The organism is Actinacidiphila yanglinensis (genome assembly GCF_900107965.1).
GTDB classification, from domain to species: Bacteria; Actinomycetota; Actinomycetes; order Streptomycetales; family Streptomycetaceae; genus Actinacidiphila; species Actinacidiphila yanglinensis.
Map to the genome: position 1 here is coordinate 67,811 of NZ_FNVU01000008.1, position 21,110 is coordinate 88,920.

The 21,110-nt window shown below is 72.8% G+C and carries 17 protein-coding genes; 7 read left to right on the forward strand and 10 right to left on the reverse strand.

From position 1 onward, the window contains the following. Positions 1-101 precede the first annotated feature (101 nt). Both C4U44_RS19695 and C4U44_RS19700 read left to right on the forward strand, forming a co-directional pair. A complete protein-coding gene (locus C4U44_RS19695) occupies positions 102-719 on the forward strand; it encodes a TetR/AcrR family transcriptional regulator (RefSeq protein WP_160145063.1) in 618 nt (205 codons plus the stop codon). A gap of 239 nt (positions 720-958) precedes the next feature. Next, positions 959-4,471 (forward strand): glycoside hydrolase family 3 C-terminal domain-containing protein, encoded by a 3,513-nt coding sequence (locus C4U44_RS19700; protein ID WP_160145064.1) that lies wholly within the window; start codon positions 959-961, stop codon positions 4,469-4,471. Positions 4,472-4,610: 139 nt separating this feature from the next. Here C4U44_RS19700 and C4U44_RS19705 read toward each other — a convergent pair whose 3' ends face one another. Together C4U44_RS19705 and C4U44_RS19710 are read right to left on the reverse strand one after the other, a co-directional pair. Next, positions 4,611-5,525, reverse strand: a complete 915-nt coding sequence (locus tag C4U44_RS19705) for a serine hydrolase (RefSeq protein ID WP_235032201.1) — start codon at positions 5,523-5,525, stop codon at positions 4,611-4,613. Further along, a complete protein-coding gene (locus C4U44_RS19710) occupies positions 5,522-6,382 on the reverse strand; it encodes a LysR family transcriptional regulator (RefSeq protein WP_103887181.1) in 861 nt (286 codons plus the stop codon). The genes C4U44_RS19705 and C4U44_RS19710 overlap by 4 nt, the downstream gene beginning before the upstream one ends. A gap of 302 nt (positions 6,383-6,684) precedes the next feature. On the opposite strand from C4U44_RS19710, the gene C4U44_RS19715 reads away from it, so the two are divergent. After that, the gene (locus C4U44_RS19715) at positions 6,685-8,298 is read left to right on the forward strand and encodes a penicillin-binding transpeptidase domain-containing protein (RefSeq protein WP_103887182.1); all 1,614 of its coding nucleotides are present in this window, start codon (positions 6,685-6,687) and stop codon (positions 8,296-8,298) included. Positions 8,299-8,628: 330 nt separating this feature from the next. Beyond that, positions 8,629-9,048 carry a cupin domain-containing protein gene (locus C4U44_RS19720; protein ID WP_103887183.1) on the forward strand — a complete coding sequence of 140 codons (420 nt, stop codon included), beginning with the start codon at positions 8,629-8,631 and terminating at the stop codon, positions 9,046-9,048. 227 nt (positions 9,049-9,275) lie between these two features. Here C4U44_RS19720 and C4U44_RS19725 read toward each other — a convergent pair whose 3' ends face one another. Continuing rightward, on the reverse strand, positions 9,276-9,629 hold the full coding sequence (locus tag C4U44_RS19725; RefSeq protein WP_103887184.1) for a winged helix-turn-helix transcriptional regulator: 354 nt from the start codon (positions 9,627-9,629) through the stop codon (positions 9,276-9,278). Between the two features lie 213 nt (positions 9,630-9,842). Here C4U44_RS19725 and C4U44_RS19730 point away from each other — a divergent pair, with 213 nt between their 5' ends. Further along, the gene (locus tag C4U44_RS19730; protein ID WP_160145065.1) at positions 9,843-10,802 is read left to right on the forward strand and encodes an aldo/keto reductase; all 960 of its coding nucleotides are present in this window, start codon (positions 9,843-9,845) and stop codon (positions 10,800-10,802) included. A gap of 84 nt (positions 10,803-10,886) precedes the next feature. Here the strand turns inward: C4U44_RS19730 and C4U44_RS19735 are convergent, their stop codons facing one another. Continuing rightward, entirely contained in the window at positions 10,887-12,227 is a 1,341-nt protein-coding gene (locus C4U44_RS19735; RefSeq protein WP_103887186.1) for an MFS transporter, read from the reverse strand. A 99-nt stretch (positions 12,228-12,326) separates the two neighbouring features. Between C4U44_RS19735 and C4U44_RS19740 the strand changes: the two genes are divergently transcribed. Next, a complete protein-coding gene (locus C4U44_RS19740) occupies positions 12,327-13,412 on the forward strand; it encodes a helix-turn-helix domain-containing protein (RefSeq protein WP_103887187.1) in 1,086 nt (361 codons plus the stop codon). Between the two features lie 57 nt (positions 13,413-13,469). On the opposite strand, the gene C4U44_RS19745 is transcribed toward C4U44_RS19740, so the two are convergent. After that, positions 13,470-13,844, reverse strand: a complete 375-nt coding sequence (locus C4U44_RS19745) for a YybH family protein (RefSeq protein WP_235032202.1) — start codon at positions 13,842-13,844, stop codon at positions 13,470-13,472. Positions 13,845-13,974: 130 nt separating this feature from the next. On the opposite strand from C4U44_RS19745, the gene C4U44_RS19750 reads away from it, so the two are divergent. Next, on the forward strand, positions 13,975-15,249 hold the full coding sequence (locus tag C4U44_RS19750) for an NAD(P)/FAD-dependent oxidoreductase (protein WP_235032203.1): 1,275 nt from the start codon (positions 13,975-13,977) through the stop codon (positions 15,247-15,249). A gap of 45 nt (positions 15,250-15,294) precedes the next feature. Here C4U44_RS19750 and C4U44_RS19755 read toward each other — a convergent pair whose 3' ends face one another. The 5 genes from C4U44_RS19755 to C4U44_RS19775 form a co-directional block, all read right to left on the reverse strand. Further along, a complete protein-coding gene (locus tag C4U44_RS19755; protein ID WP_103887189.1) occupies positions 15,295-16,761 on the reverse strand; it encodes a sulfatase-like hydrolase/transferase in 1,467 nt (488 codons plus the stop codon). Then, positions 16,758-17,750: an aliphatic sulfonate ABC transporter substrate-binding protein gene (locus C4U44_RS19760; protein WP_103887190.1), complete on the reverse strand. Its 993-nt coding sequence runs from the start codon at positions 17,748-17,750 to the stop codon at positions 16,758-16,760. The genes C4U44_RS19755 and C4U44_RS19760 overlap by 4 nt, the downstream gene beginning before the upstream one ends. A 111-nt stretch (positions 17,751-17,861) precedes the next feature. Next, the gene (locus C4U44_RS19765; protein WP_103887191.1) at positions 17,862-18,641 is read right to left on the reverse strand and encodes an ABC transporter ATP-binding protein; all 780 of its coding nucleotides are present in this window, start codon (positions 18,639-18,641) and stop codon (positions 17,862-17,864) included. Beyond that, positions 18,638-19,480: an ABC transporter permease gene (locus C4U44_RS19770; protein WP_103887192.1), complete on the reverse strand. Its 843-nt coding sequence runs from the start codon at positions 19,478-19,480 to the stop codon at positions 18,638-18,640. The genes C4U44_RS19765 and C4U44_RS19770 overlap by 4 nt, the downstream gene beginning before the upstream one ends. Positions 19,481-19,506: 26 nt before the next feature. Next, positions 19,507-21,033, reverse strand: coding sequence for an ROK family transcriptional regulator (locus C4U44_RS19775; RefSeq protein WP_103887193.1), 1,527 nt, complete (start codon positions 21,031-21,033; stop codon positions 19,507-19,509). Positions 21,034-21,110: the final 77 nt, after the last annotated feature.

The window sequence follows — 21,110 nt, forward strand, 5'->3', positions numbered from 1 at the left end:
TGGTGCAGCATGTCCACAACTGAGGACATCGTAAGTCCACACTCGTGGACATGCAAGGAAGGCCCGGTCGGCGCCCCTGCGCACCGCGTAACCTGGACGCCATGAGCCAGGACGCCCCTCCCCCTGCCCCCGCCCGCCGCCGGGACTCGGCCGCGACCAGGGCGGCCATCCTGAGCGCCGCCCGCGAGACGTTCACGCAGCGGGGCTACGACGCGGCCGGGCTGCGGGAGATCGCGCACGCGGCCGAGGTGGACACCCGGCTGATCAGCCGGTACTTCGGCTCCAAGGAGGGCCTGTTCGCCGAGGTCGTGGACCTGGCCTACGAGAAGTCCATGATGATGACGCCCGAACACAACGCGCAGGCGGCGCGCACGCTGCTCACCGGCGGGCACGAGGCGCCGGGCGCCACCGGCGCGGACGCCGCGCCGGCCGAGGGGCTGCTGCTCACGCTCCGGTCGGCGTCCAACCCGCGGGCGGCGGCCATCATGCGCGAGAGCATCGAGCGCAACTACCAGCAGCGGCTCGCCGACGCGCTGCCCGGCACCGACACCGAGGGCCGGGCCGCCCTGCTCATCGCCATCTGCGCGGGGGTCCTGCTCAACCGCCACCTGCTCGGCCACACCGCGCTCGACGGCCCCGACACCGAGCGCCTGATCCCCTACCTGCACGCCGCGCTCGACGCCGTGGCGAAAATGCCGGAGCAGCAGGGCGACCGGTAGGCGGCCCCGCCCGCCCGGTCCGCCACGGGGACGCGGACCGCGGACCGCGGCTCGCCGCCGCCAGGCCGGCCGCCGCCCCGCGTCACCCGCGCCCCCACCCGCGCCATTCCCCCGCCCGCCCGACGCTCCGTGCGGGCGACTCCCGTCGCAGCCGTTGACCGTAGCCTGTGCGGCTTCTATGGTCCCGTCGTCCGGCTTCGACAACGATGTCGAACGGCCCATCAGGCCAAGGGAGTCACATGCGCACCACTTCGACCCGACGGCGTCGCAGACGCATCTCCGCGCTCACCGTCGCGGTCCTGTCCGCCGCCCTCCTCACCCAGGCCGGACCGTCGCACGCGGCGCCGTCCGCGTCCGCGACGTCGTCCCCCTGCCCCTGGGTGACCTCGCACGCCCCCGTCGACCAGCGGATCGACCAGTTGCTGGGCCGCATGACGCTGGACGAGAAGCTCGGCGAGCTGCACGGCGACAACAGCAGCGACTACGCCGGTACGGTGCCGGCCGTCCCGCGCCTGTGCATACCGAAGTTGACGCTCGACGACTCCCCCGCGGGCGTCGGGCACCAGATGACCGGCGTGACCCAGCTGCCGGCGCCCGTGGCCGATGCGGCGACGTGGGACCAGGGCCTGGCCCGGCAGTACGGCGACGTCGTCGGCAGCGAGCAGCTCGGCAAGGGCGACGACGTCGACCTCGGGCCGACCGTGAATATCGTCCGCGACCCGCGGTGGGGCCGCGCCTTCGAGTCGTACGGCGAGGACCCGTACCTGGCCGGGCAGATCGGGACCGCCGACGTCGACGGCATCCAGGCCACGGGGGAGATGGCCCAGCTCAAGCACTGGGCGGTCTACAACCAGGAGGCGAACCGCAACAACTCCGACGACGACGCGATCATCGACCAGCGGGTCGAGCAGGAGATCTACCTCTCCCAGTTCGCGAGCGTGATCAAGCAGGCGAAGCCCGCGTCGATCATGTGCTCCTACAGCTTCATCAACGGCCAACCCGCCTGCCAGGACCCGTACATCATGTCGCAGGTGCTGCGGGACCAGCTCGGGTACAAGGGCTTCGTCACCTCCGACTGGGGCGCGACGCACTCCACGGTCGCCTCCGCCGATGCGCAGATGAACATGGAGATGCCCTCCGGGTCGTTCTACGGTGCCCCGCTCAAGCAGGCCGTGGCGGACGGTCAGGTGTCGACCGCCGACATCGACGGCCTGGTGCGGCCGATCCTCACCGCGATGTTCCAGTACCACCTGTTCACCAACCCGCCGACCGGCAGCCCGAGTTCGGTGGTGACGACGCCCGCGCACGTCGCGGTCGCCAGGAAGGTCGCCGAGGACGGCACCGTCCTGCTGAAGAACGACGGCGGTCTGCTGCCGCTGTCGTCGAAGGGCACGCCGGCGAAGGGCACGTCAGCGGGCGGCGCCGCCAAGGACGGCACGTCCTCCATCGCCGTGATCGGCCGCGAGGCCGGACCCGACGCGCTCACCGCCGGCGGCGGCTCGGCGGCCGTCACCGCCGACTCCGTCGTCACGCCGTACGAGGGCATCGCCGCGCGCGCCGGCAAGGGCACCACGGTGCGGTACGCGCCCGGCGACAGCCTCTACGGCGCCCTGCCGCCCGTGCCGTCGTCGGCCCTGGCGCCGAGTTCCGGCTCCGGCAGCGGCCTGACGGGCACCTACTACAACGGCACGGCCCTGTCCGGCGACCCGCTCACCACGCGCAACACCGCGCAGGTGGACTTCGACTGGAACGGCGGCCCGCCGGCGCCCTCGGTGCCCGCGAGCGGCTGGTCCGCGGCGTACACCGGCACCCTCACCCCGCCCAGCACGGGGACGTACACCTTCTCGGTGACCAGTGACGACGGCAGCCGGCTGCTCGTCGACGGGAAGCAGGTCATCGACAACTGGCGGGACCAGGGCGGCACCACGGAGACCGGCACGGTCACGCTGACGGCCGGTCAGCCGGTCAGCATCGAGGTGGACTACTACCAGGACGGCGGCGGCTCGCTGCTGGACCTGGGCTGGCAGCCGCCCGGCGGGCCCGGCACCGCGCTGCAGCAGGCGGTCGACGAGGCCAGGTCCTCCGACGTGGCGGTGGTCTTCGCCGGCGACTTCGAGGCCGAGGGCAGCGACCTGCAGGACATCGACCTGCCCGCCGAGGAGAACACGCTGATCGAGGACGTCGCGGCGGTCAACCCGAACACCGTCGTCGTGCTGAACACCGGTTCCGCGGTCACGATGCCGTGGCTGGACTCGGTGAAGGGCGTGTTCGAGGCGTGGTACCCCGGCCAGGAGGACGGCAACGCGATCGCGTCGCTGCTGTTCGGCGACGTCGACCCGTCGGGCAAGCTGCCCGTGACCTTCCCGAAGAGCCTGGCGGACGTCCCGGCGTCCACGGCCGCCCAGTGGCCGGGCACGGACGGGAAGGTGGAGTACTCCGAGGGCCTGGACGTCGGCTACCGCTGGTACGACGCGAAGGACATCGCCCCGCTGTTCCCGTTCGGCTACGGCCTGTCCTACACGTCGTTCCGGTTCGGCGCCCTCAAGGTCTCCGCGCCCACCACCACGTCGCTGGGCACGGTCCGGGCCAGTGTGGACGTGACCAACACCGGCAGCAGGGCCGGTTCGGACGTCGTGCAGCTCTACGTGCGCGACCCCGCGGCAACGGGCGAGCCGCCCGCGCAGCTCAAGTCCTTCCAGAAGGTGAGCCTCGCACCGGGCCAGACCCGCCGCGTCACCTTCGACGTGCCCGCCTCCGACTTCCGCACCTGGAACGAGACCACCCGGAACTGGCAGATCGCCGACGGCGGTTACGGCCTGCTGGTCGGCGACTCCTCGCAACACCTGCCCGCCGTCGCGTCGGTGCGGGTCGTGCGCTCCTACGACTCGCAGGGCGTCACCCTGCAGGCGCCGTCCATCGTCCCCGCGCAGCACATGACGGTGACCGGCAGCTTCGTCAACGACGCCGACGTGCCGGTGAGCGACGTGACGGTCACGCCGGGCGTGCAGGCCGGATGGAGCGTCAGCCCGCGCAGCGTCCGGATCAGGACGGCCGGCCCGCACTCCACCACCCCGCTCACCTTCGACGTGACCGCGCCGGCCACCGCCTCGCCGTGTTCGGCGCAGCTCACGCTGGACGCCGCCTTCGACGAGGCGCAGGTGGGTCACGGCAAGGTCGCCCAGGCCGTCGCCAACGTCACTACGCCGTACGCGGGTTGGTCCGCGGCCTTCGACAACACCGGCATCAGCGACGACTCCGACCCGGGGTCGGCGAACTTCGACGGCTCCGGCTACAGCTTCTCCGCCCAGCAGTTGGCCACGGCGGGCATCACGCCCGGCGGCTCGGTGACCTCCGGCGCGGCCACCTTCACCTGGCCGGACGTCGCGCCCGGGAAGCCCGACAACATCGCGACGCAGGGGCAGGTGATCGCGCTGTCCGGCAGCGGCAGCAGGCTCGACCTGCTCGGCGCGGGCGGACCGGGCAACCAGAGCGGGAACGTCACCCTCACCTACACCGACGGGAGCACCTCGACGGCGACGGTCGCGCTGGCCGACTGGTGGGCCAACTCGCCCTCCGCTGGGGACACCCTCGTGGCCACCATGGACGACTGGAACCAGCCGCCCGGCGGGAGCGGGCCGCACCAGGTCAGCCTCTACGCGACGTCCGTGCCCGTCACCGCGGGCAAGCAACTCGCGTACGTGACGCTGCCGAACCTGCCGGGGATGCACCTGTTCGCCGCCTCGCTGAACTGATCGGGCGCCGGCCGGCACTCGCGCCGTACACAGCCGGCCCCTGCACGACAGCGGGCGGGACGCACCCCGGTGTGTCCCGCCCGTTGGCGCGGCCGCTCCACGAGGGTGCTTCCCCGGGGCCGACGGGGCGTCCCCCGCGCTACCCGTCGCGGCCGCGGGCGAGTTCCTCCACGGCGGCGCGGGCGGCCGCCCCGATGACGGCGTCCGCGCGCGGCAGCCGGTGGTCGACGCGCGCCGCCCGGGTGAAGACGGCCACGACGTACGTGCCGCCGCCGGGGAGCGCGACGACCCCCGCCTCGTGCCGCATCGCCCCGAAGGTGCCCGTCTTCCCCGACACGGTCACGTCGTCGTACGGGAAACCGGACGCCAGCCGGTGCCGCCACGCCTGCCGGCCCATGATCTCGCGCATGAACGCGCAGTTCGCCGCGGACGCGGCCCGGTCGGTCCAGATCGCCCGCAGCAGCCGGCCCAGATCGGCGGGGGTGCCGGACGCCTTGGACAGGGGGTCGTAGACGCGCGGGGGGATGGTGGCGTCGTTGTCGGAGATGCGGGCGATGGCGTCGCCCAGCGACCGGGTGCCCGTCTCGGTGACGAGCTGGGACCAGGCCCGCGCCGTGCCCCCCTCGATGTGCGTGCGGGACATGCCGAGATCACGGCAGACCTCCTCGACCGCCTCCGCACCGACCTCCCGCAGCACCGCGTCTCCCGCGGTGTTGTCGGAGATCGTCATCATCAGGACCACCAGGTCGCGCAGCGACACGGACACCGGGTCGCGCAGCAGCGAGATGCCGGTGGGGCCGGGCACGTGGTCGGAGGGCTCCAGGGTCACCCGGGCGCGCGGGTCGAGCGCCCCGGCGTCCACGAGCCGGCAGAACGCCGCCATCAACGGGACCTTGTAGAGCGAGCCCATCGGTGCGGGGTGCTCGGGGTCGATCGTCACCCGGGCGTCCGGCCGGTCCAGGTCCGACGCGTGCAGCCAGCCGCGGACACCGGCGTCCGCGAACATGTCGCGGATGGCCTGCTCCACCGTGCGGGCGCCGCCTGCCGCGGTCACTTCGCCGCCTCCCGGGAGAGCGTCTCCGTCAGCAGCCGGGCGGTCTCCACGACCTCGGGCGACCGCGCGGCGCGCGCGCCCCACACCACCCGCAGGCGCAGGGGCAGTTCCGGACCGGCCGCTCTGCGCCGCTCGACGCCGTCGGCGCTCAGCGTGCCGTCGGCGGTGACGAGCACGGCCTGACCGGCCGCGACCAGCGCGAGCCCGGCGCGCTCGTCGGGCACCACGACGGTCTCGACCCGCCGGCCGCGACTGGCCAGCGTGTCGACGAGCAGGTCGTACGCCGCCGGCGCCTCCTCGCGGGGGCGGACCGCGACGGGCAGGTGCCGGGGCGCGGGGTGGCCCGACGGGGAGAGGATCCAGGTGGGCAGGAGCACGACGGGACCGGCCGAGAGCCCGTCCAGCACGGCCGGGTGCTGGGTGACGGCGAGGTCGAGCCGGCCGCTTCCGATCCGGGAGAGCAGGGTGGCGGTCGGGGCCGTCACGACGCTGATCCGGCTCCCGTCCCCGGCCCGTGCGGGTGCGGCGCCCAGGTCGGCCACCAGCCGGATCGGCACCTCGGGGGCGAGGCCGAGCCTGATCCGGCGGCCGCCGGCGGGCTCGCAGGCGTCGGCGGCGGCCCGCAGCTCGCCGAGGGCGGCGAGCGCGGTGCGCGCGTGGGGAAGCAGCAGCTCGCCCTCCTCGGTGAGGGCGACCCCGCGGCCCCGGTCGAACAGCCGCACGCCGAGCAGCGCCTCCAGCCGCCGCAGTCCCTGCGACAGCGGGGGCTGCGTGATGCCCACGCGCTGCGCGGCGGCACCGAAGTGCTCCTCCTCCGCGAGCGCGAGGAAGATCTCCAGATGCCTTTCGGTGAGCAAGAGACCTCCTGAACTGCATCGATATCGTTCACGAATCGGCCGGGCATCAAGAGCATATTCGACATCGGCCGGATGTCCGACTTCACTGGCGAAGCACGCGCCACCGGGCCCACCCCCGGCCCGATGCGTCGTGTCGCACCGCGGGGGGAGCGACCGTGATTCACTCCCCCCGCACCCATGTGCGGGGATTCCCCCGCCCTGGGGTGCGCGCGGGCGGTGTCCGCGTCGACGGCTCAGGGCATTGGCAGGGCGGCTCGTCCAGGGGACTCGGGACGGCGTCGTGCCAGAGGGAGGGAATCGGCATGACCATGCACACCATGGGTTCGCACGGAAGACGGCGCAGGAGACGAGGGGGCGCCGCGGTCGCCGTGGCCGCGGTCGTGATCCTGCTGGTGGCGGGATACGGCGCGTACGCCGTGGTGCACGCCGTCGTCGGCAAGGACGGCACACCCACCCCGGGCTCCCTCGCCCGCGGGTTTCTGACCTCGTGGGCGGCGGGGGACGTCGACAAGGCGGCGCGCGACACGGACAGCCCCGCGTTGTCGGCGAAGGCGCTGCAGGACTACCACGACGGCCTTGGGGAGAGCGGGTTGGCGTTCAGCCGGATCACTCCGGCCACCCGGAGCGACCCGTCGCACCCGGACGACACCCTGGTGCGCTTCCACGCCGCGCTGCGGGTCGACAGCGGCAAGACCGCCTGGTCCTACGACGGTTCGCTCGTCGTCCGGCGGACCGGCGGCGACCCGAAGGTGCACTGGCAGAACAGCGTGCTCCACCCCGACCTGCACGACGGCCAGAACCTGGCCGTCGGGTCCATCCCGACCACCCAGGTGAAGGTCACCACCGCGGACGGCACCGCGCTGGACGCCTCCGCGCATCCCGCGGTCGCGTCGGTCATCAACGCGGTCGCCAGCAGTCGTTCGAAGGCGCTCAAGGGCACGGCGGGCAGCGGCATCCTGATCCGTTCCGAGAGCGGCAGCACGGTGCAGGTGCTCAAGACCCTCTCCGGGCCGAAGCCGGTCGTCGTGCGCACCACGCTCGACTCCCGGCTCCAGGCGGCCGCCGAGCAGGCGGTCCGGGACAGCCACAATTCCGGGAAGCCCACCGCGCTGGTCGCCATCGACCCGGCCACCGGACAGATCAAGGCGATCGCCGACACCTCCGGCACCACCGCGCTGTCCGGCGCGCTCGCCCCCGGCTCCACCATGAAGCTCATCACGGCGTCGGCCCTGATCGACAGGGGCGGCCTGTCACCGTCGAGCGCGGCGGAGTGCACGCCCACGGTGCTGGTCAACGGCCAGACCTTCCACAACGTCGACAACGAGTCGGCGACCGGCTCGACCATGACCCAGGACTTCGCCATGTCCTGCAACACCGCGTTCATCCGCATGACCGACAACCACCTCGGCATGACGGACCTCAAGAACGAGGCCGACGACACCTTCGGGCTGGACGGGGACTGGAAGATCGGGGTGGGCACCGTGGACGCCGCGATCCCGGACCCGGCGGGCAGCCGCAACGAACGCGCCGGCGACGCCATCGGCCAGGGCCGCATCATCGCCAACCCGCTGGCCATGGCGTCCGTCACGGCCACGATCGCCCAGGGCGCCTTCCACCAGCCGATCCTGCTGCCCGGCATCCCTCAGAAGGCGGCCGCCCGGCCGATCGCGTCGTCCACCGCCGCCTCGGTCCGCGCGATGATGCGCACCACCGCGCAGAGCGGAACCGCCGCACCCCGGATGTCCGGCATCGACGGCGGCGCCAAGACCGGCACGGCGGAGGTCGGTTCGAGCACCAACGGCTGGTTCGTCGCCTATGACTCCCACATCGCGGTGGCCGCGGTCGTCCAGGGCGGCAAGGACGGGGTGGGGTCCGCGGGTTGGGCGGTGCGCGACTTGCTGAACGCGGATCACTGAGGAGGTCGCCGTGGGGAGGGGGCCGGGCGGCGCCCGGGCGGGAACGCACACGTCCCGGAGTTCGCCCGGCCCGGTTCCACCCGGCCCCTACCGGGCAGTTCGGACCTCTCCCGGCCGGGCCACGCGGTTCCGGGGGGCGCGAACCCCTCCGGACGGAATCGGGGCGCTTGTGGCGGGAGCACCTCGTCGACGAGGACGAGGCGGTGGGCGCGGCACAGCGGCGGTCGGGCCGTGGCGACGGCGGGGCTGCGATGGCGTCGGCGCGCTGACAGGCGCACGCTGAAGGTGGGGGAAGGATGCGCCGTTCCCGCTCTCAGGAAGGTCGCGCGGATGGGCTCGCACCAGGTAGACCAGGACGTTTTCCGGTCGGTTCTGCCCCACGACATCGACTGGCAGCCGTTCGACGGATTCCCGCCCGCGGCCCGCCTCGCTGTCGTGGTGGGCGAGACGTCGAAGCCCGATCCGTACGTGGTGCGGGTCAGGCTGCCGGCGGGCGAGAAGCTCATGCCGCACCGGCACCACGAGGACAGGGTGTACACCGTCGTCTCCGGCGTTTTCTACATCGGGCTGGGAGAGGAGTTCGACGAGGACAAGCTGCAGGCGTACCCGCCCGGGGCCGTCGTGGTGCTGCCGAGCGGAACCGCACACTTCCACTGGGCGAAATCCGGCGAGTACGTCACGCAGGTCACCGCGATCGGCCCGATCTCCCTGGAGTACGTCGACCACCGGGACGATCCGCGTACGGCGTGAGGCGCGCTCCACCCGACGGCCGCGGTTCCGCTTCCCGAGCAGCGATCGAACGGAATTCCTCCTCGCGGACGCCGCTCTTCCCTGTGCGGCGCCCGGTCCACTCGACTGTCGTCGTCACGTCGCCCTTGAACCAGCACTCCCCGGGCGACCACCGCCCGCAGCCCTCCACCGCTCACACGTCGAGTCCCGTCCGTGCGGGACCAGTTGGCGGCGCCAGGCGAGCCGAGTCAGGCGTCCAGTGTCCGGGGCGGGGTGACGTGGCGTTCCCCCCACTCCCGCAGTGCCCTGAGGACGGGAAGCAACGCGCGACCCGCATCGGTCAGCAGGTACTCGTCCCGGGGCGGGCGCTCGCTGTAGCGGCGGCGCTCGATGACTCCGGCGTCCTCCAGCTTGCGCAGCCGCAGGGCGAGCGTCTCCCGGGGGGCGCCGGTGTTGATCTGGATGTCCTTGAACCGGTGGACCTCGAATCCCAGCTCCCGCACGACGAGCAGGCTCCAGCGCTCCCCGACGACATCGAGCGCGTCGGCGATGGAGCAGACCCGGGGGGCTGTGCGGCTGGTCGATTCGGATTCCGGACTCACCCCCACAGACTACCCCTTCCCAGCGTCGATCCGGCCGGCCCTTCCCCCGGGAGCGTGGAACATCCGAGCCCCGGGCCGCACCACGGCGAGCGAGTTCGCTTTCCGGACCGACCTGGAGTAGCGTGCGGACCGGGGGTGAGTTCGAAAATCGTACTTACTACCCGCATGCCTGGTCGCACTGCCTGCGCGGCCGACTCTCGTGGAGGACCTGCCATGACCTGGATCGCATCGACCCTGACAGAGCGACGGGCGCAGCTCGGACGGTTCGTGCTCGGAACCGGCATCATCGGCGGAGTCGCGACGCAGACCGGCCCGGGGCTGGGACTGTCCGACTCCGAGGGCATCGACCTGATCGACCGGGCGGTCGCCGAGGGCTTCAGGGTCATCGACACCGCCGACGTCTACACCGGCGGCAACAGCGAGCGCGTGGTCGGCGTGTGGAACAAGGCACAGCCGGACTCCGGCATGCTCATCCAGAGCAAGACCGGTTTCACGAGCAGCGGCCCCGACCTGTCTCCCGAGCGCGTGGCCCGACAACTGCAGCACAGCGTCGACACCCTGGGCCGGGTCGATCTCTACTTCGCGCACACGGTCGACCCCAACACGCCGTGGTCCGAGTCGCTCCCCGTGTTCAGCTCGGCCGTGGAGAGCGGCCGCATCCGGGCGTACGGCCTGTCCAACGTCGACCGGCCCGCGCTCGAGTCCGCCCTGGAGGCCGCGGACCGGCTCGGTCTCGTACGTCCCGAGCTGATCCAGAACTCCTACTCGCTGATCGTCCGCGGTGACGACCTGTCCGTCCTGCCGATCGCGCGGGCCGAGGGCCTGGCGTACACCGCGTACTCGCCGCTGGCGAACGGCATCCTCGCGGGCCGCTACAGCCGGGGCGAGCAACCGGAGAAGGGCAGCCGGGCCAGTACCGGGCGCCGGACCGACGAGTTCCTGGGTGATCCGGGGCTGATGAAGCGGGTGGAGGCGTTCGATCGGCTCGCGGCCGAGCAGGGTGTCACACCGGCCGGCCTGGCGCTGGCCTGGCTGGCCAACCACCCGCAGGTCGCCGCTCCGGTCATCGGCGTCAGCAAGGAGTCCCAGTGGCAGGGGATCCACGAGGCACTGGGGCTCCAGTGGACCCCCGAGCTCTCCGCGCGGCTCGACGAGCTCTTCCCGGCGGCGTGACCGCCTCGGCCCCGGCCCGCACGCAGGTCGGGTGAACACCGTTCGTGGAGTCGGCGGGACACGACCGGGACACCGGCCTGAGCGTCACCGACCGGCAGGACTGTGTTCGCCTTGGCCGTCGAGGCCGGGGGCGCCGGCCCGGGGCCGACCGGCAACCCTCTCCGGGTCGGGTGTCGCGGTCGGACGGTGCGTCGCTTGAGGACGGGATCGGCGCCGCGTGAGCCGGGTTCCTTGGTCCTTCTCGTGGGCAACGGCGCCGGCGGCGAGGAGGGTTGCGGCGGCGAGGGTGGCCCAGAGGGCGGTCTCGCCGTGGGAGGCGAGGGTGGTGATGACCGCCGGGGAGACGGCGAGTCCGAAGCCCGTGGTGAGCTGGAAACGAGCGAGGGCGCGGCCCAGGACGTGGGGCGGGGCGAGGGCGGCGACCAGTGCGGTGGCGCTGCCCGCGTAGATGATCTCGCCGAGGGTGCAGAGCACGGACACTATGGCGACGGCCGGGGCGCTCCAGCCGTGGCGCAGTGAGGTGGCCGCGAGGAAGCCCAGGTAGGACGCCGCGATCACCACGCCCGCGAACGCCAGCACGGCTCGCCGGGAGAAGCGGGACAGCAGGGCGGTGACCGGCACCTGCAGGGTGACCACCAGCACCGTGTTCGCCACGAAGATGGTGCCCGACCATGTCTGGGATGCGTGCAGCCGGGTCACCAGGACCAGAGGCAGGGCGACTTCGGGGACGTTGAGGCAGAAGACGTAGACCACGTTGGCGGCCAGCAGCGCGCGCATCCGGGGTGCGGGCTCCTCGGTCCTGTCCGTGGTCGCGGTGGCGGCCGGATGCGTGCTCAGGTGCACCGACCATGCCAAGGCGGCCGCGGCGAGGTAGGCGAGCCCGGTGACGGCTGCCAGGGCCTGAAGTGCGGTGGTGCCGCCCGCCAGGCATGCGGTGGCGAGGAGGGCACCGACGCCCAGGCCGGCGTTGCGCAGCGCGCGGCCTCCCGCGAGAGCGGCGTCGCGTTCGCGGCCGTGGACGACCGTGGCGACGAGGGCCGCGTGGGCGGCGGGCCATGCCTGGTTGCCGATGCCGAGGAAGAGCGCCGCACTCGCGAACAGCCAGACGTGCCCCGCCGGGGCGAGCAGGAGCAGCGCCACGCCCACCACCCGCACCAGCATCGACGCCGCCACAACCGTGCTGCGTGCGCCCCGGTCCAGCCAGCGGCCCACCGCGGGCATGCACACCAGGCCCATGACGACGCCGACCGTCATGGCGACGCCGGTGACCGACGCGGACAGCCGCAGCACCGTCACCCCGTAGAGCAGCAGGAAGGGCCGCAGCAAGCCGGTGCCGAGCGCGTCCACGGCCAGGGCGACGGCATAGCGGGGGCCTCCGGAGGCACGGACGAGGGCGCGCGGCTGGAGCTTGGTGGTCGTTGCCATGGCGTCAACGGTGCGTTCGGCCGCAGGGCGGGCCATGCCGGTTGACGGAAACCGTCAACCGAAGCGGCCATCGGTCGGCCGACCAGCGAGAATGGGCGAATGACGTTGAGAATCGGCATCGGCGGCCCGCAGCCCGGGCAGCTGCGATTCGCTGCCTCGCCCCTGGCCGAGCTGACCGCGATGCTGCACGTGCTGGCCGAACCCGCGCACCACCCGCAGCTCGCCGGCTGGGCCGGGGACGTCTGGGCCGGGCTCCCGCCGGAGCTGGCCGAGCGGCTCAGGGAGGCGGAGTTCCTCTGGCGTTCCTCACGAGCCGACTTCCTGGTTCCCGCGCGGCCCCGGCCCACGCTCGCCGAGGAGTTGGACGACGTGGACCGGATCGACGACGAGACCTACGTCACCGCAGCGCTCATCACCACGTGCGGCAGCAACCGGGTCCACTTCGCCGCGCCGTCGCCCCTCGCCGACGTAACAGCGCGCGAGCGGGCCCTGGATCTCGCCCAGGCGCGCGGTGCGCTCCAGGAGGCCTTCGCGGAACGCCTGCTTGCGGACCCGGCCGCCGTACGGGCGCGGGTGCGCGACACCCTCGAACAGTGCGCCGAGGCCTTCTTCGACGCCGCCTGGGCGGGTGTCGCCGTACAACTCGCCACCGACCTGCGGCTGAAGAACGATCTGCTGAAGCGTCAGGGCGTCGGGGCGGCGCTCGCGTCGATCTCCGGCGCCGTCGCCCTGGCGCCGGACGGCAACTGCATCATCGTGGACAAGTTGCAGGACAATGCGACCGCCGCTCAGGGCTCCGGGGTCACCTTCCTCCCCAGTGTCTTCGGCCGGCCGCACCTGGTGGCGGTCCACGCGCCCGGGTGGCAGCCGGTGCTGCAGTACCCCGTCGCCGAGCCGGGCCCACCCGAGCCCGTCTCGCTGGAAACGGTGACGCTGCGGCTGGAGGCGCTCGCACATCCGGTACGGCTGCGGCTGCTGCGCACCCTGGCCCGAGGCCCGCACACCACAGGCGAGTTGGCCCACGCATGGGAGCTTTCACCTCCGGAGGTGTCCCGCCACCTCGCCATCCTGCGCCGCGCGGGCCTCCTCACGGCCCGGCGGGAGGGCCGCTACGTCCGGTACACGGTGAACGTGGGTGATCTGACCGAGCTGGGGGGCGACTTGCTGGCGGCGGTGCTGCGCTGAGGAGAGTCGATCGACGTGGTCAGCCGAGGCGGTGTCGGACGTGGTGGCGAGGCCCGGTCACGCGCTGAGGTGCTCGTGGAGCATCTGCCAGGTTCCGGCGTTGTTGACGAGTACGTTGGTGCCGCGCCCGCTGCCTGATCGCGGCCGGCCGTCGACGGCCCCGGTCCAGGTGAACCGGTAGCGGCAGACCGCGTGGTCATCGCTGTGGACGATCCACTCCAGATCGTCGATCCGGTAGGTCTCGTCGCGGATGGTGGCGAAGGTGTCGGCGATGGCGCGGAGGACGGCTTCGCGGCCGCGGTGCGAACCGTCGGAGAACCAGTAGACGGCCTCGGGCGCGATCAGCGGGACGAGCCGGGTGATGTCGTGGCTGTTCGTCGCCTGCTCGTAGGCGCGGATGAACTCGGTGAGCGGCGCGGTGGCTTCGGCCATCGACGGTCCCTTTCTCCCTTGCGCGACCGACATGGCGCGAGCCCAACGACCCGCGGGATCGCCGACCTTCACTCGGATGGCCTCGTGGATTCCGGGGTGGGGCGGGTATGCCCCACGTGAGGAGAGGGTGGTGGCGGTCGTGGCGGCGGATGGGGTGGAACCGGTGGACGTGCTGGTCGTGGGCGCGGGTGTGGCGGGGTTGGCGTGCGCGCGGGATCTCGCGGAGGCCGGGATCGGGGTGCGGGTGCTGGAGGGTTCCGACGGGGTGGGCGGGCGGATGCGCACCGACGTACGGGACGGGTTCCGGCTCGATCGCGGCTTTCAAGTGTTCAACACGTCCTATCCGCAGGTCAAGCGGCGTCTTGAGCTGCGGGCGCTGCGGCTGCGGCCGTTCACCCCGGGAATGCTGGTGCACACCCCCGAGGGGCGGGTGCGGTTCGCCGATCCCAGCCGGGGGCCGGATCGGCTCGGCGGCCTGGCCGGCCTCGTGCCCGGACGGCTGGGGTCCGCGCGCGACCTGGCCGCGCTCGGAGTCCTCAGCGGTCGGGACATGTTCGCGCCCGCCCGCGTGCTGAAGCGGGGCGCCGATCGCACCACCAGGACCGCGCTGGCCGACGCGGGCCTGTCGGAGGAGTTCGCGGACCGGGTACTGCGGCCGTTCCTGTCGGGAGTCTTCCTGGAGGACGACCTGGAGACGTCCAGCCGCTTCTTCCACCTGGTGTGGCGGTCCATGCTGCGCGGCACCCTCTGCCTGCCGGCCGACGGCATCGGCGCGGTGCCGGCGCTGCTCGCCGACGGGCTGCCGCCCGGCACGGTCCGGTTGGAGTCGGCGGTCGAGGCGCTGACCGGCGACGGGGTGCTGCTGGCCGGCGGCGGGGAGCTGCGGGCCGCCGCGGTCGTGGTCGCCACCGGGCCGGGCGCGGCCGGCCGGTTGCTGCCCGAGCTGCCCGCGGTGCCGACCCGCGCGGTGACGACCTATTACCACAGCGCGCCCGCTTCCCCGCTCGCCGAGCCCGTCCTGCTCACCGACTCGGCCCGGCGCGTCCTGAACACCGTGGTGCTCAGCGAGGTCGGCCCGACGTACGCGCCGCCGGGCCGCGCCCTCGTCTCGACGTCGGTGCTCGGCGCCGCGGACACCCCGACCGAGGCCGAGGTGCGCCGCGTCCTCGCGGAGTTGTACGACACCGTTACCCGGGACTGGGAGCCCGTCGGGGAGTACCGCGTCGCGGAGGCCCTGCCGGCGATGGCTCCCCCGTGGCCGCTGACCCGGACCACGCGGATGGAGGGCGGGGCGGGCGCCCGCCGCTACGTGTGCGGGGACCACCGCGCGACCGGTTCCGTCCAGGGCGCCCTCGCCTCCGGGGCCCGGGCCGCCCGCGAGGTCCTCGCCGACCTGGAGGTGTGAGCGGTGACCGGGGGCCGCGGAGGCGGGTCGGCGCCCCCGCGCGGGTCAGGCCGAGCGCTCCGGTTCGAACGCGCTGAGACTGGGGTCGTAGTCGGAGGCGCCGATGTCGTACATCGGTGTCATCCAGTGGTAGAAGTTGTCGCCGCGTTCGCGGAGCAGGCCGTAGAGCCGGCGCATCAGACGGCGGCGGACGTCGGCCAGTTCGGGATGCGGGTAGCGGTTGGTGAGTTCGTGCGGGTCGGCGGTCAGGTCGTACAGCTCGTTGACCGACTCGGGGTTCACCACGAGCTTGTAGCGGTCGTCGCGGATCATGCGCTGCGGGTAGGGGAAGTGGTGGCCGTGGAACTCGGCGAGCAGTTCCGTGCGCCACCGCGGGTGCTCGCCGCGCACCAGGGGCAGCAGGCTGCGGCTGTCCACGGCGGGGGCCGGATCGCAGCCGGCCAGTTCCAGGATGGTGGCGGTGCAGTCGGTGAGGGTGGCGAACTCCTGCCGGACCTGCGGCTGGAGGCCGGGGACCCGGATGATGCCGGGGATGCGGTAGATGTCCTCGTACATCGCCGGGCCCTTGTCGTGCAGCCGGTGGGCGCCGGTGAACTCGCCGTGGTCGGCGGTGAAGAACACCGAGGTGTCGTCGTTCAGGCCGAGCTCGTCCAGCCGGGTCAGGATCCGGCCGATCTGCTCGTCGATGAGGGTGACGTAGCCCCAGTAGACGGCGATGAGTTTGCGGGTCACCTCGATCGGCATCGTGTCGAAGGTCCAGTGGGCGCTGTAGTTGCGCTGTACCGGCGGCTTCCCCTCGAAGGTCTCGGCGATCGAGGGGGGCAGCTCGACGAGGTCGGGGTCGTACAGGTCGTAGTACGCGTCGGGCAGCAGGTAGGGAAGGTGGGGGCCGAAGAAGTGGGTGGCCTGGAAGAAGGGCCGGCCGGTGGCGGCGTAGCGCTCCAGTTGCTCGATGGTGCGGCTGGCGAGGTAGTACTCGAAGGTCGCCTCCACCGGCTGGTGCAGGCGGGCGGCGAGCAGGTTGCCCGGATTGCCGTTGGGCATGGTGCCGCGGACCGGCTCGGAGATCCGGTAGGGCGGCAGGTCGTGCTCGGCGAGGTGGGCGAGGTAGTCCGGGTGGTCGACGGGGTTGTGCCATCCGGCCAGGTCCGGGCCCTCGAAGCCGTACGAGGCGGCGTTGCGCTGGGTGCCGCCGTGCCACTTGCCGACCAGGCCGAGCTGGTAGTCGCGCTCGGCGAGGGCGGCGGGGAAGGTGAAGACGTCCTCGCGCAGGTCTTCCAGATAGCCGACGTTGCGCTCGTGGTTGGCCAGCAGCCGGTGGCGGAAGGGGGCCTGGCCGGTGAGCAGGCTGGCCCGGGCGGGCGTGCAGATCGCGGTGGGCGTGTAGAAGCGGTCGAAGCGGGTGCCGCCGGCCGCCAGCCGGTCCAGGTGCGGGGTGGCCACGTGCGGGTTCCCGTAGGCGCCCAGCGTGTCCACCCGGTGCTGGTCGGTCATCAGGAACAGCAGGTTCACTTGCCGTAGACCTTCGCGTAGGCGGTGCCGTCGTAGTAGGCCGAGGGGGCCGGCGCCTTCTTGACCTGGCCGGTTCCGACGAAGAAGTCGGTGAGGCCGCTGAGCCACTTCTCGACGGTGCCGTCCTTGGTCTTGGCGACCAGTTCCGCGGTGGTGAGCAGCTGCACGTTGGCCGCGTCGGCCTGCACCTGTGCCTTGCTGACCTGGAGCATGTCCGCCGCGAGGCCGATCGCCTCGTCCTTGTGCGCGACCCGCCAGTCGTTGGCCTGCTGGAGCACCCGGACGACCTTCTGGTCCCGCTCCGGATCGGCCTTGGGGCCGGAGACGAACGCGGTCGGGAAGGCGTGGTCGGGGAAGTCGCGGTCGGCGGCGAGTTCCACCAGCTTCGGTACGCGCTTCTTGATCGTGTCGATCAGCGGGTAGTAGAAGCCGGCGCCCTGGATCTGCCCGGCGGAGAAGGCCGACACGAGGGTGGCCGGGTCCATCGCCACCTTCTTGATGTCCGAGGTGGTCATCCCCGCCTTCTGCAGCGCGAGGTTGAGGATCATCTCGCCCGACGTACCCTCGGGCACCGCCACCTTCTTGCCCTTGAGCCCCTGCATCGAGGTGATGCCCGGCTGGGCGATCACCCGGTCGGCGAAGGTGAGGGTGTCGATCGCGATCACCCGGGCCTTGCCGGTCGCGGGCAGCCACAGCGCGCCCGGGCCGATGTAGCCGTAGTCGAGGTCGCCGGCGCCCAGCGCCTGGATCTGGATCGGGCCGTTGGTGAAGACCTTGACGCTCGCGCTCAGGCCCGCCTTCTTCCACAGGCCCTGCTTGTCGGCTATCGCCAGCAGGCTGGAGCCGTTGAAGTCGCCGATGTAGCCGAAGCGGACCTTGGTGCCGCCACCGGAGCCGCCGGACCCGCCGGAGGAGCAGGCGGTCGCGGTGAGTGAGAGCGCGGATGCGGACAGTGCGGTGACGAAGCCGCGACGGCTCATCGGGGACATGGGGCGTCCTTTCGGGGTGCTCAGCGGGTGAGGTGGGTGCGGGTCACGCGGGGTGCGGGTCGCAGCGGGTGCGCGGTGGTTCAAGAGAGGGCCCGGCCCGGGAAAGCGGGATCAGGCGTCCGCGTTCGCCGGGGCCTGGTGGTAGACGGAGTGCCAGACCTGGTTGCGCAGCGCGGCGAAGTCCGCGGAGAGCCGGATCTCCTCGGTCCTGGGATAGGGCAGGTCCACGTCGATCACGGTGTGCACGCGTCCGGGCCGGGCGGCCATCACCACGACCCGCTGGGCGAGGTAGACCGCCTCCTCCACGTCGTGCGTGACGAACAGGACGGTGCGCCGCTCCTTGGCCCAGGTATCCAGCAGCCGGTCCTGCAACTGCACCCGGGTCAGCGCGTCCAGCGCCCCGAACGGCTCGTCCATCAGCAGCACTTCGGGGTCGACCGCGTAGGCGCGGGCGATGGCGCAGCGCTGCTTCATCCCGCCCGACAGGGTCTTCGGCAGGGCGTCGGCGAAGTCGGACAGGCCCACGAGCTCGATCGCGTGGTCGGCGCGCGCCCGGCGTTCCCTGGCCGGCATCGAGGTCAGCCGCAACCCGAACTCGACGTTCCGGCGCACCGTCAGCCACGGGAACAGCGCGTACTGCTGGAAGATCACCCCGCGGTCGGGCCCCGGTCCGGTGACCGGCCGGCCGTCCACGGACACCTCGCCCGCGCTGGGCTCGACCAGCCCGGCGGCCATGCCGAGCAGCGTGCTCTTGCCGCAGCCGGACGGCCCGACGACGGTGACGAACTCCCGCTCCTCGATGTCCAGCGTCACCCCGCCCAGCGCGGTGAAGGTCCCGTTCTTCACCGGGTACGTCCTGACGGCGTCCCGGAAGGAGATCTTGTGCGTCATCGTCGCTCCTGCCAACCGGTGAGACGCCGCTCGGCGAGCAGCAGCAGCCGGTCCATGACCAGGCCGAGCACGCCGATGGTGATCAGTCCCACGAAGATCGTGTCGAGGTCGTAGTACGTCTCGGCGTGCTGCATCCGGAAGCCGAGTCCCTCCTGCGCGGCGATCAGCTCCGCGGCCACCAGGGTCGACCAGGCCGCGCCCAGCCCGATCCGCATGCCGACCAGGATGAACGGCGCCGAGGCGGGGATGACCACCTTGAGGAAGACCGTCCGGTCCTTCGCACCCAGCACCCGCGCCGCGTCGATGAGGGTGCGGTCGACGTCCAGCACGCCCTGGAAGGTCGCGACCACGCTGGACAGGAACGCGGCCATGAAGATCACGAAGATCTTCGGTGTCTCCCCGATGCCCAACAGCACGACGGCGAGCGGGATGAGGGCCAGCGGCGGCACCGTGCGGAAGAACTGGATGTACGGCTCGAACAGGCCCCGCGCCACCGGGTACCAGCCCATCAGGAACCCGACGACGACGGCGAGCGCGGTGCCGAGCAGGAAGCCGACGAGCACCCGGCGCAGGCTGGCGGCGATGTCGCCCTCCAGCGTGCCGTCGCCCAGGAGTTGGCTGGCCCGCCGTCCCACCGCCACCGGGCCGGGCAGGTCGTGCACCCCGCGGGCGGCCAGCAGCGCCCACACACCGAGGCCGATCGCGACCGCGATCAGGTTCAGCACCAGGCGCGGTACGCCACGGCGCCGGACCCGCGGGTCGGGCGGGGCGGTCGCGGCCCCGTCGGAGGGCGCCCCCGCGGGCGGTGCGGCGTCCTTCCGGCTCGTCACCAGGTCCATCGTTGCCTCGTTCCGCTCGCGGCTGCTCATCGGGTGCTTCGGGGTTCGCCGACGCTGCCCGCGTCCCGCTGGGCCTTCGGTGCGGCGGATCGGGTGCGGGTCGCAGGATCCGTGGGCGCCGCGGGGGGCGTACGGGTGCGGGTGCCGGTCGGGAAGGCGGCCGACGACGCTGTCGGGGCCGGCTCGGTACCCGCGGCGTCGGGTACGGCGGGGTAGCGGTTCAGCAGGGGTGACTCCCGCAGCACGAGCGCGATGCCGCCGAGCGCGGCACCGACCTCCCCCAGCGCGGCGGAGCGCAGGTCGATCCGGTCGCGGGACACGGGCAATATGCGGGCGGACAGCGCGCGCTCGATCGGGTCCGTCAACGCCGTTCCCGCGGCGGCGAGTTCGCCACCGACGACGATCACCCCGGGGCCGATGGCATTGCACACCGCGGCCAGGACCGTGCCGACCTGCCACCCCACGGTGGCGAACACGCCGACCGCGGCGTCCTCGCCGTCGCGCGCCGCCGCGGTCAGCGCCGCGATGTCGTCGGCGCGGCCCCCGGCCGCGCGGTGTGCGTCCAGCACCGCCCCCACGGAGGCGACGGTCTCCAGGCAGCCGGTGCCCCCGCACTCGCAGGGGGCGCCGTCCGGGTCGACGGTGATGTGGCCGAACTCGCCGGACAGGCCGTGGGCGCCCCGGTGCAGCGCGCCGCCGACCACCAGCCCGCCGCCCACACCGTGCGACAGCCGCAGGTACAGGACGTCCTCGCCGCCCGCGGCCGCGCCCCAGGTCGACTCGGCGAGCGCGGCGAGGCGGGTGTTGTTGTCCACGAGCACCGGGACCCCGAAGTGGTCCCGCAGCAGGCGGGAGACGGCGCCGGGGTCTTCCGGCGGCCGGGCGGTCGTATCGGTGGGGTGTGCGGGCGACGCGACCTCTGCGGCCGGTTCCGCCGGGTTCTCCGGGGTGCCCCCTGCCGCACCCGTTCCCTTGTCTCCCGCCGTGGCCGCCGTCCCGGACCCGGACCCTGCGTCGGACCCGCCCTTCCCCACCAGCGCGACCGCCGGGGCCTGGGCCGGTCCGACGACGGGTCCGGGTCCGACGACCGGCCCGACCATCCCGACCCCGATGGCACTGAGCGCGTCCAGCCGGAGCGAGTCCCCGGCCAGCTTCCCGATCAGCCGCTCGGCCAGCTCGACCCGGTCGGCCCAGCTCAGATCGGGACCGTGCGGTTCACTCGCCGAACCGACCACCTCGTGCGCGACGTTGACCGCCGCGACGTGCACGGCCCGCCGCGCGAAGTCGATGCCGATCGCCTGCCCGGCCTCCGGGTTGAGGGCGAGCCGCTCCACCGGCCGGCCCCGCTTGCGCTGCCCCGCCTCCGGCGCCGACGCGACCACCGCGCCGTTGGCGACCAGCGCGCCCACGATGTCGTAGAGCGTGGTGCGCGACAGACCGCAGCGCGCACCCAACTCGCCCCGGCTCAGCGGTCCGTGCGTGCGCAGCAGGTCCAGCACCAGTTGCTCGTGGCCCCGGCGCAGGCGGGACAGGAGGCCGTCTTGTTGCTGCATGCCGACAGGATGCGGACCCGCCGATTTTTTCGTCAATGCTCCGGAAAAAAGAACTCGGCGCCGCCGGTTCCGGGTCC

Coding starts and splice junctions, on each gene's coding strand:
- C4U44_RS19695 (WP_160145063.1), top strand. CDS start 102: ATGAGCCAGGACGCCCCTCCCCCTGCCCCCGCCCGCCGCCGGGACTCG.
- C4U44_RS19700 (WP_160145064.1), top strand. CDS start 959: ATGCGCACCACTTCGACCCGACGGCGTCGCAGACGCATCTCCGCGCTC.
- C4U44_RS19715 (WP_103887182.1), top strand. CDS start 6,685: ATGACCATGCACACCATGGGTTCGCACGGAAGACGGCGCAGGAGACGA.
- C4U44_RS19720 (WP_103887183.1), top strand. CDS start 8,629: ATGGGCTCGCACCAGGTAGACCAGGACGTTTTCCGGTCGGTTCTGCCC.
- C4U44_RS19730 (WP_160145065.1), top strand. CDS start 9,843: ATGACCTGGATCGCATCGACCCTGACAGAGCGACGGGCGCAGCTCGGA.
- C4U44_RS19735 (WP_103887186.1), bottom strand. CDS start 12,227: ATGGCAACGACCACCAAGCTCCAGCCGCGCGCCCTCGTCCGTGCCTCC.
- C4U44_RS19740 (WP_103887187.1), top strand. CDS start 12,327: ATGACGTTGAGAATCGGCATCGGCGGCCCGCAGCCCGGGCAGCTGCGA.
- C4U44_RS19745 (WP_235032202.1), bottom strand. CDS start 13,844: ATGGCCGAAGCCACCGCGCCGCTCACCGAGTTCATCCGCGCCTACGAG.
- C4U44_RS19760 (WP_103887190.1), bottom strand. CDS start 17,750: ATGTCCCCGATGAGCCGTCGCGGCTTCGTCACCGCACTGTCCGCATCC.
- C4U44_RS19765 (WP_103887191.1), bottom strand. CDS start 18,641: ATGACGCACAAGATCTCCTTCCGGGACGCCGTCAGGACGTACCCGGTG.
- C4U44_RS19770 (WP_103887192.1), bottom strand. CDS start 19,480: ATGGACCTGGTGACGAGCCGGAAGGACGCCGCACCGCCCGCGGGGGCG.
- C4U44_RS19775 (WP_103887193.1), bottom strand. CDS start 21,033: ATGCAGCAACAAGACGGCCTCCTGTCCCGCCTGCGCCGGGGCCACGAG.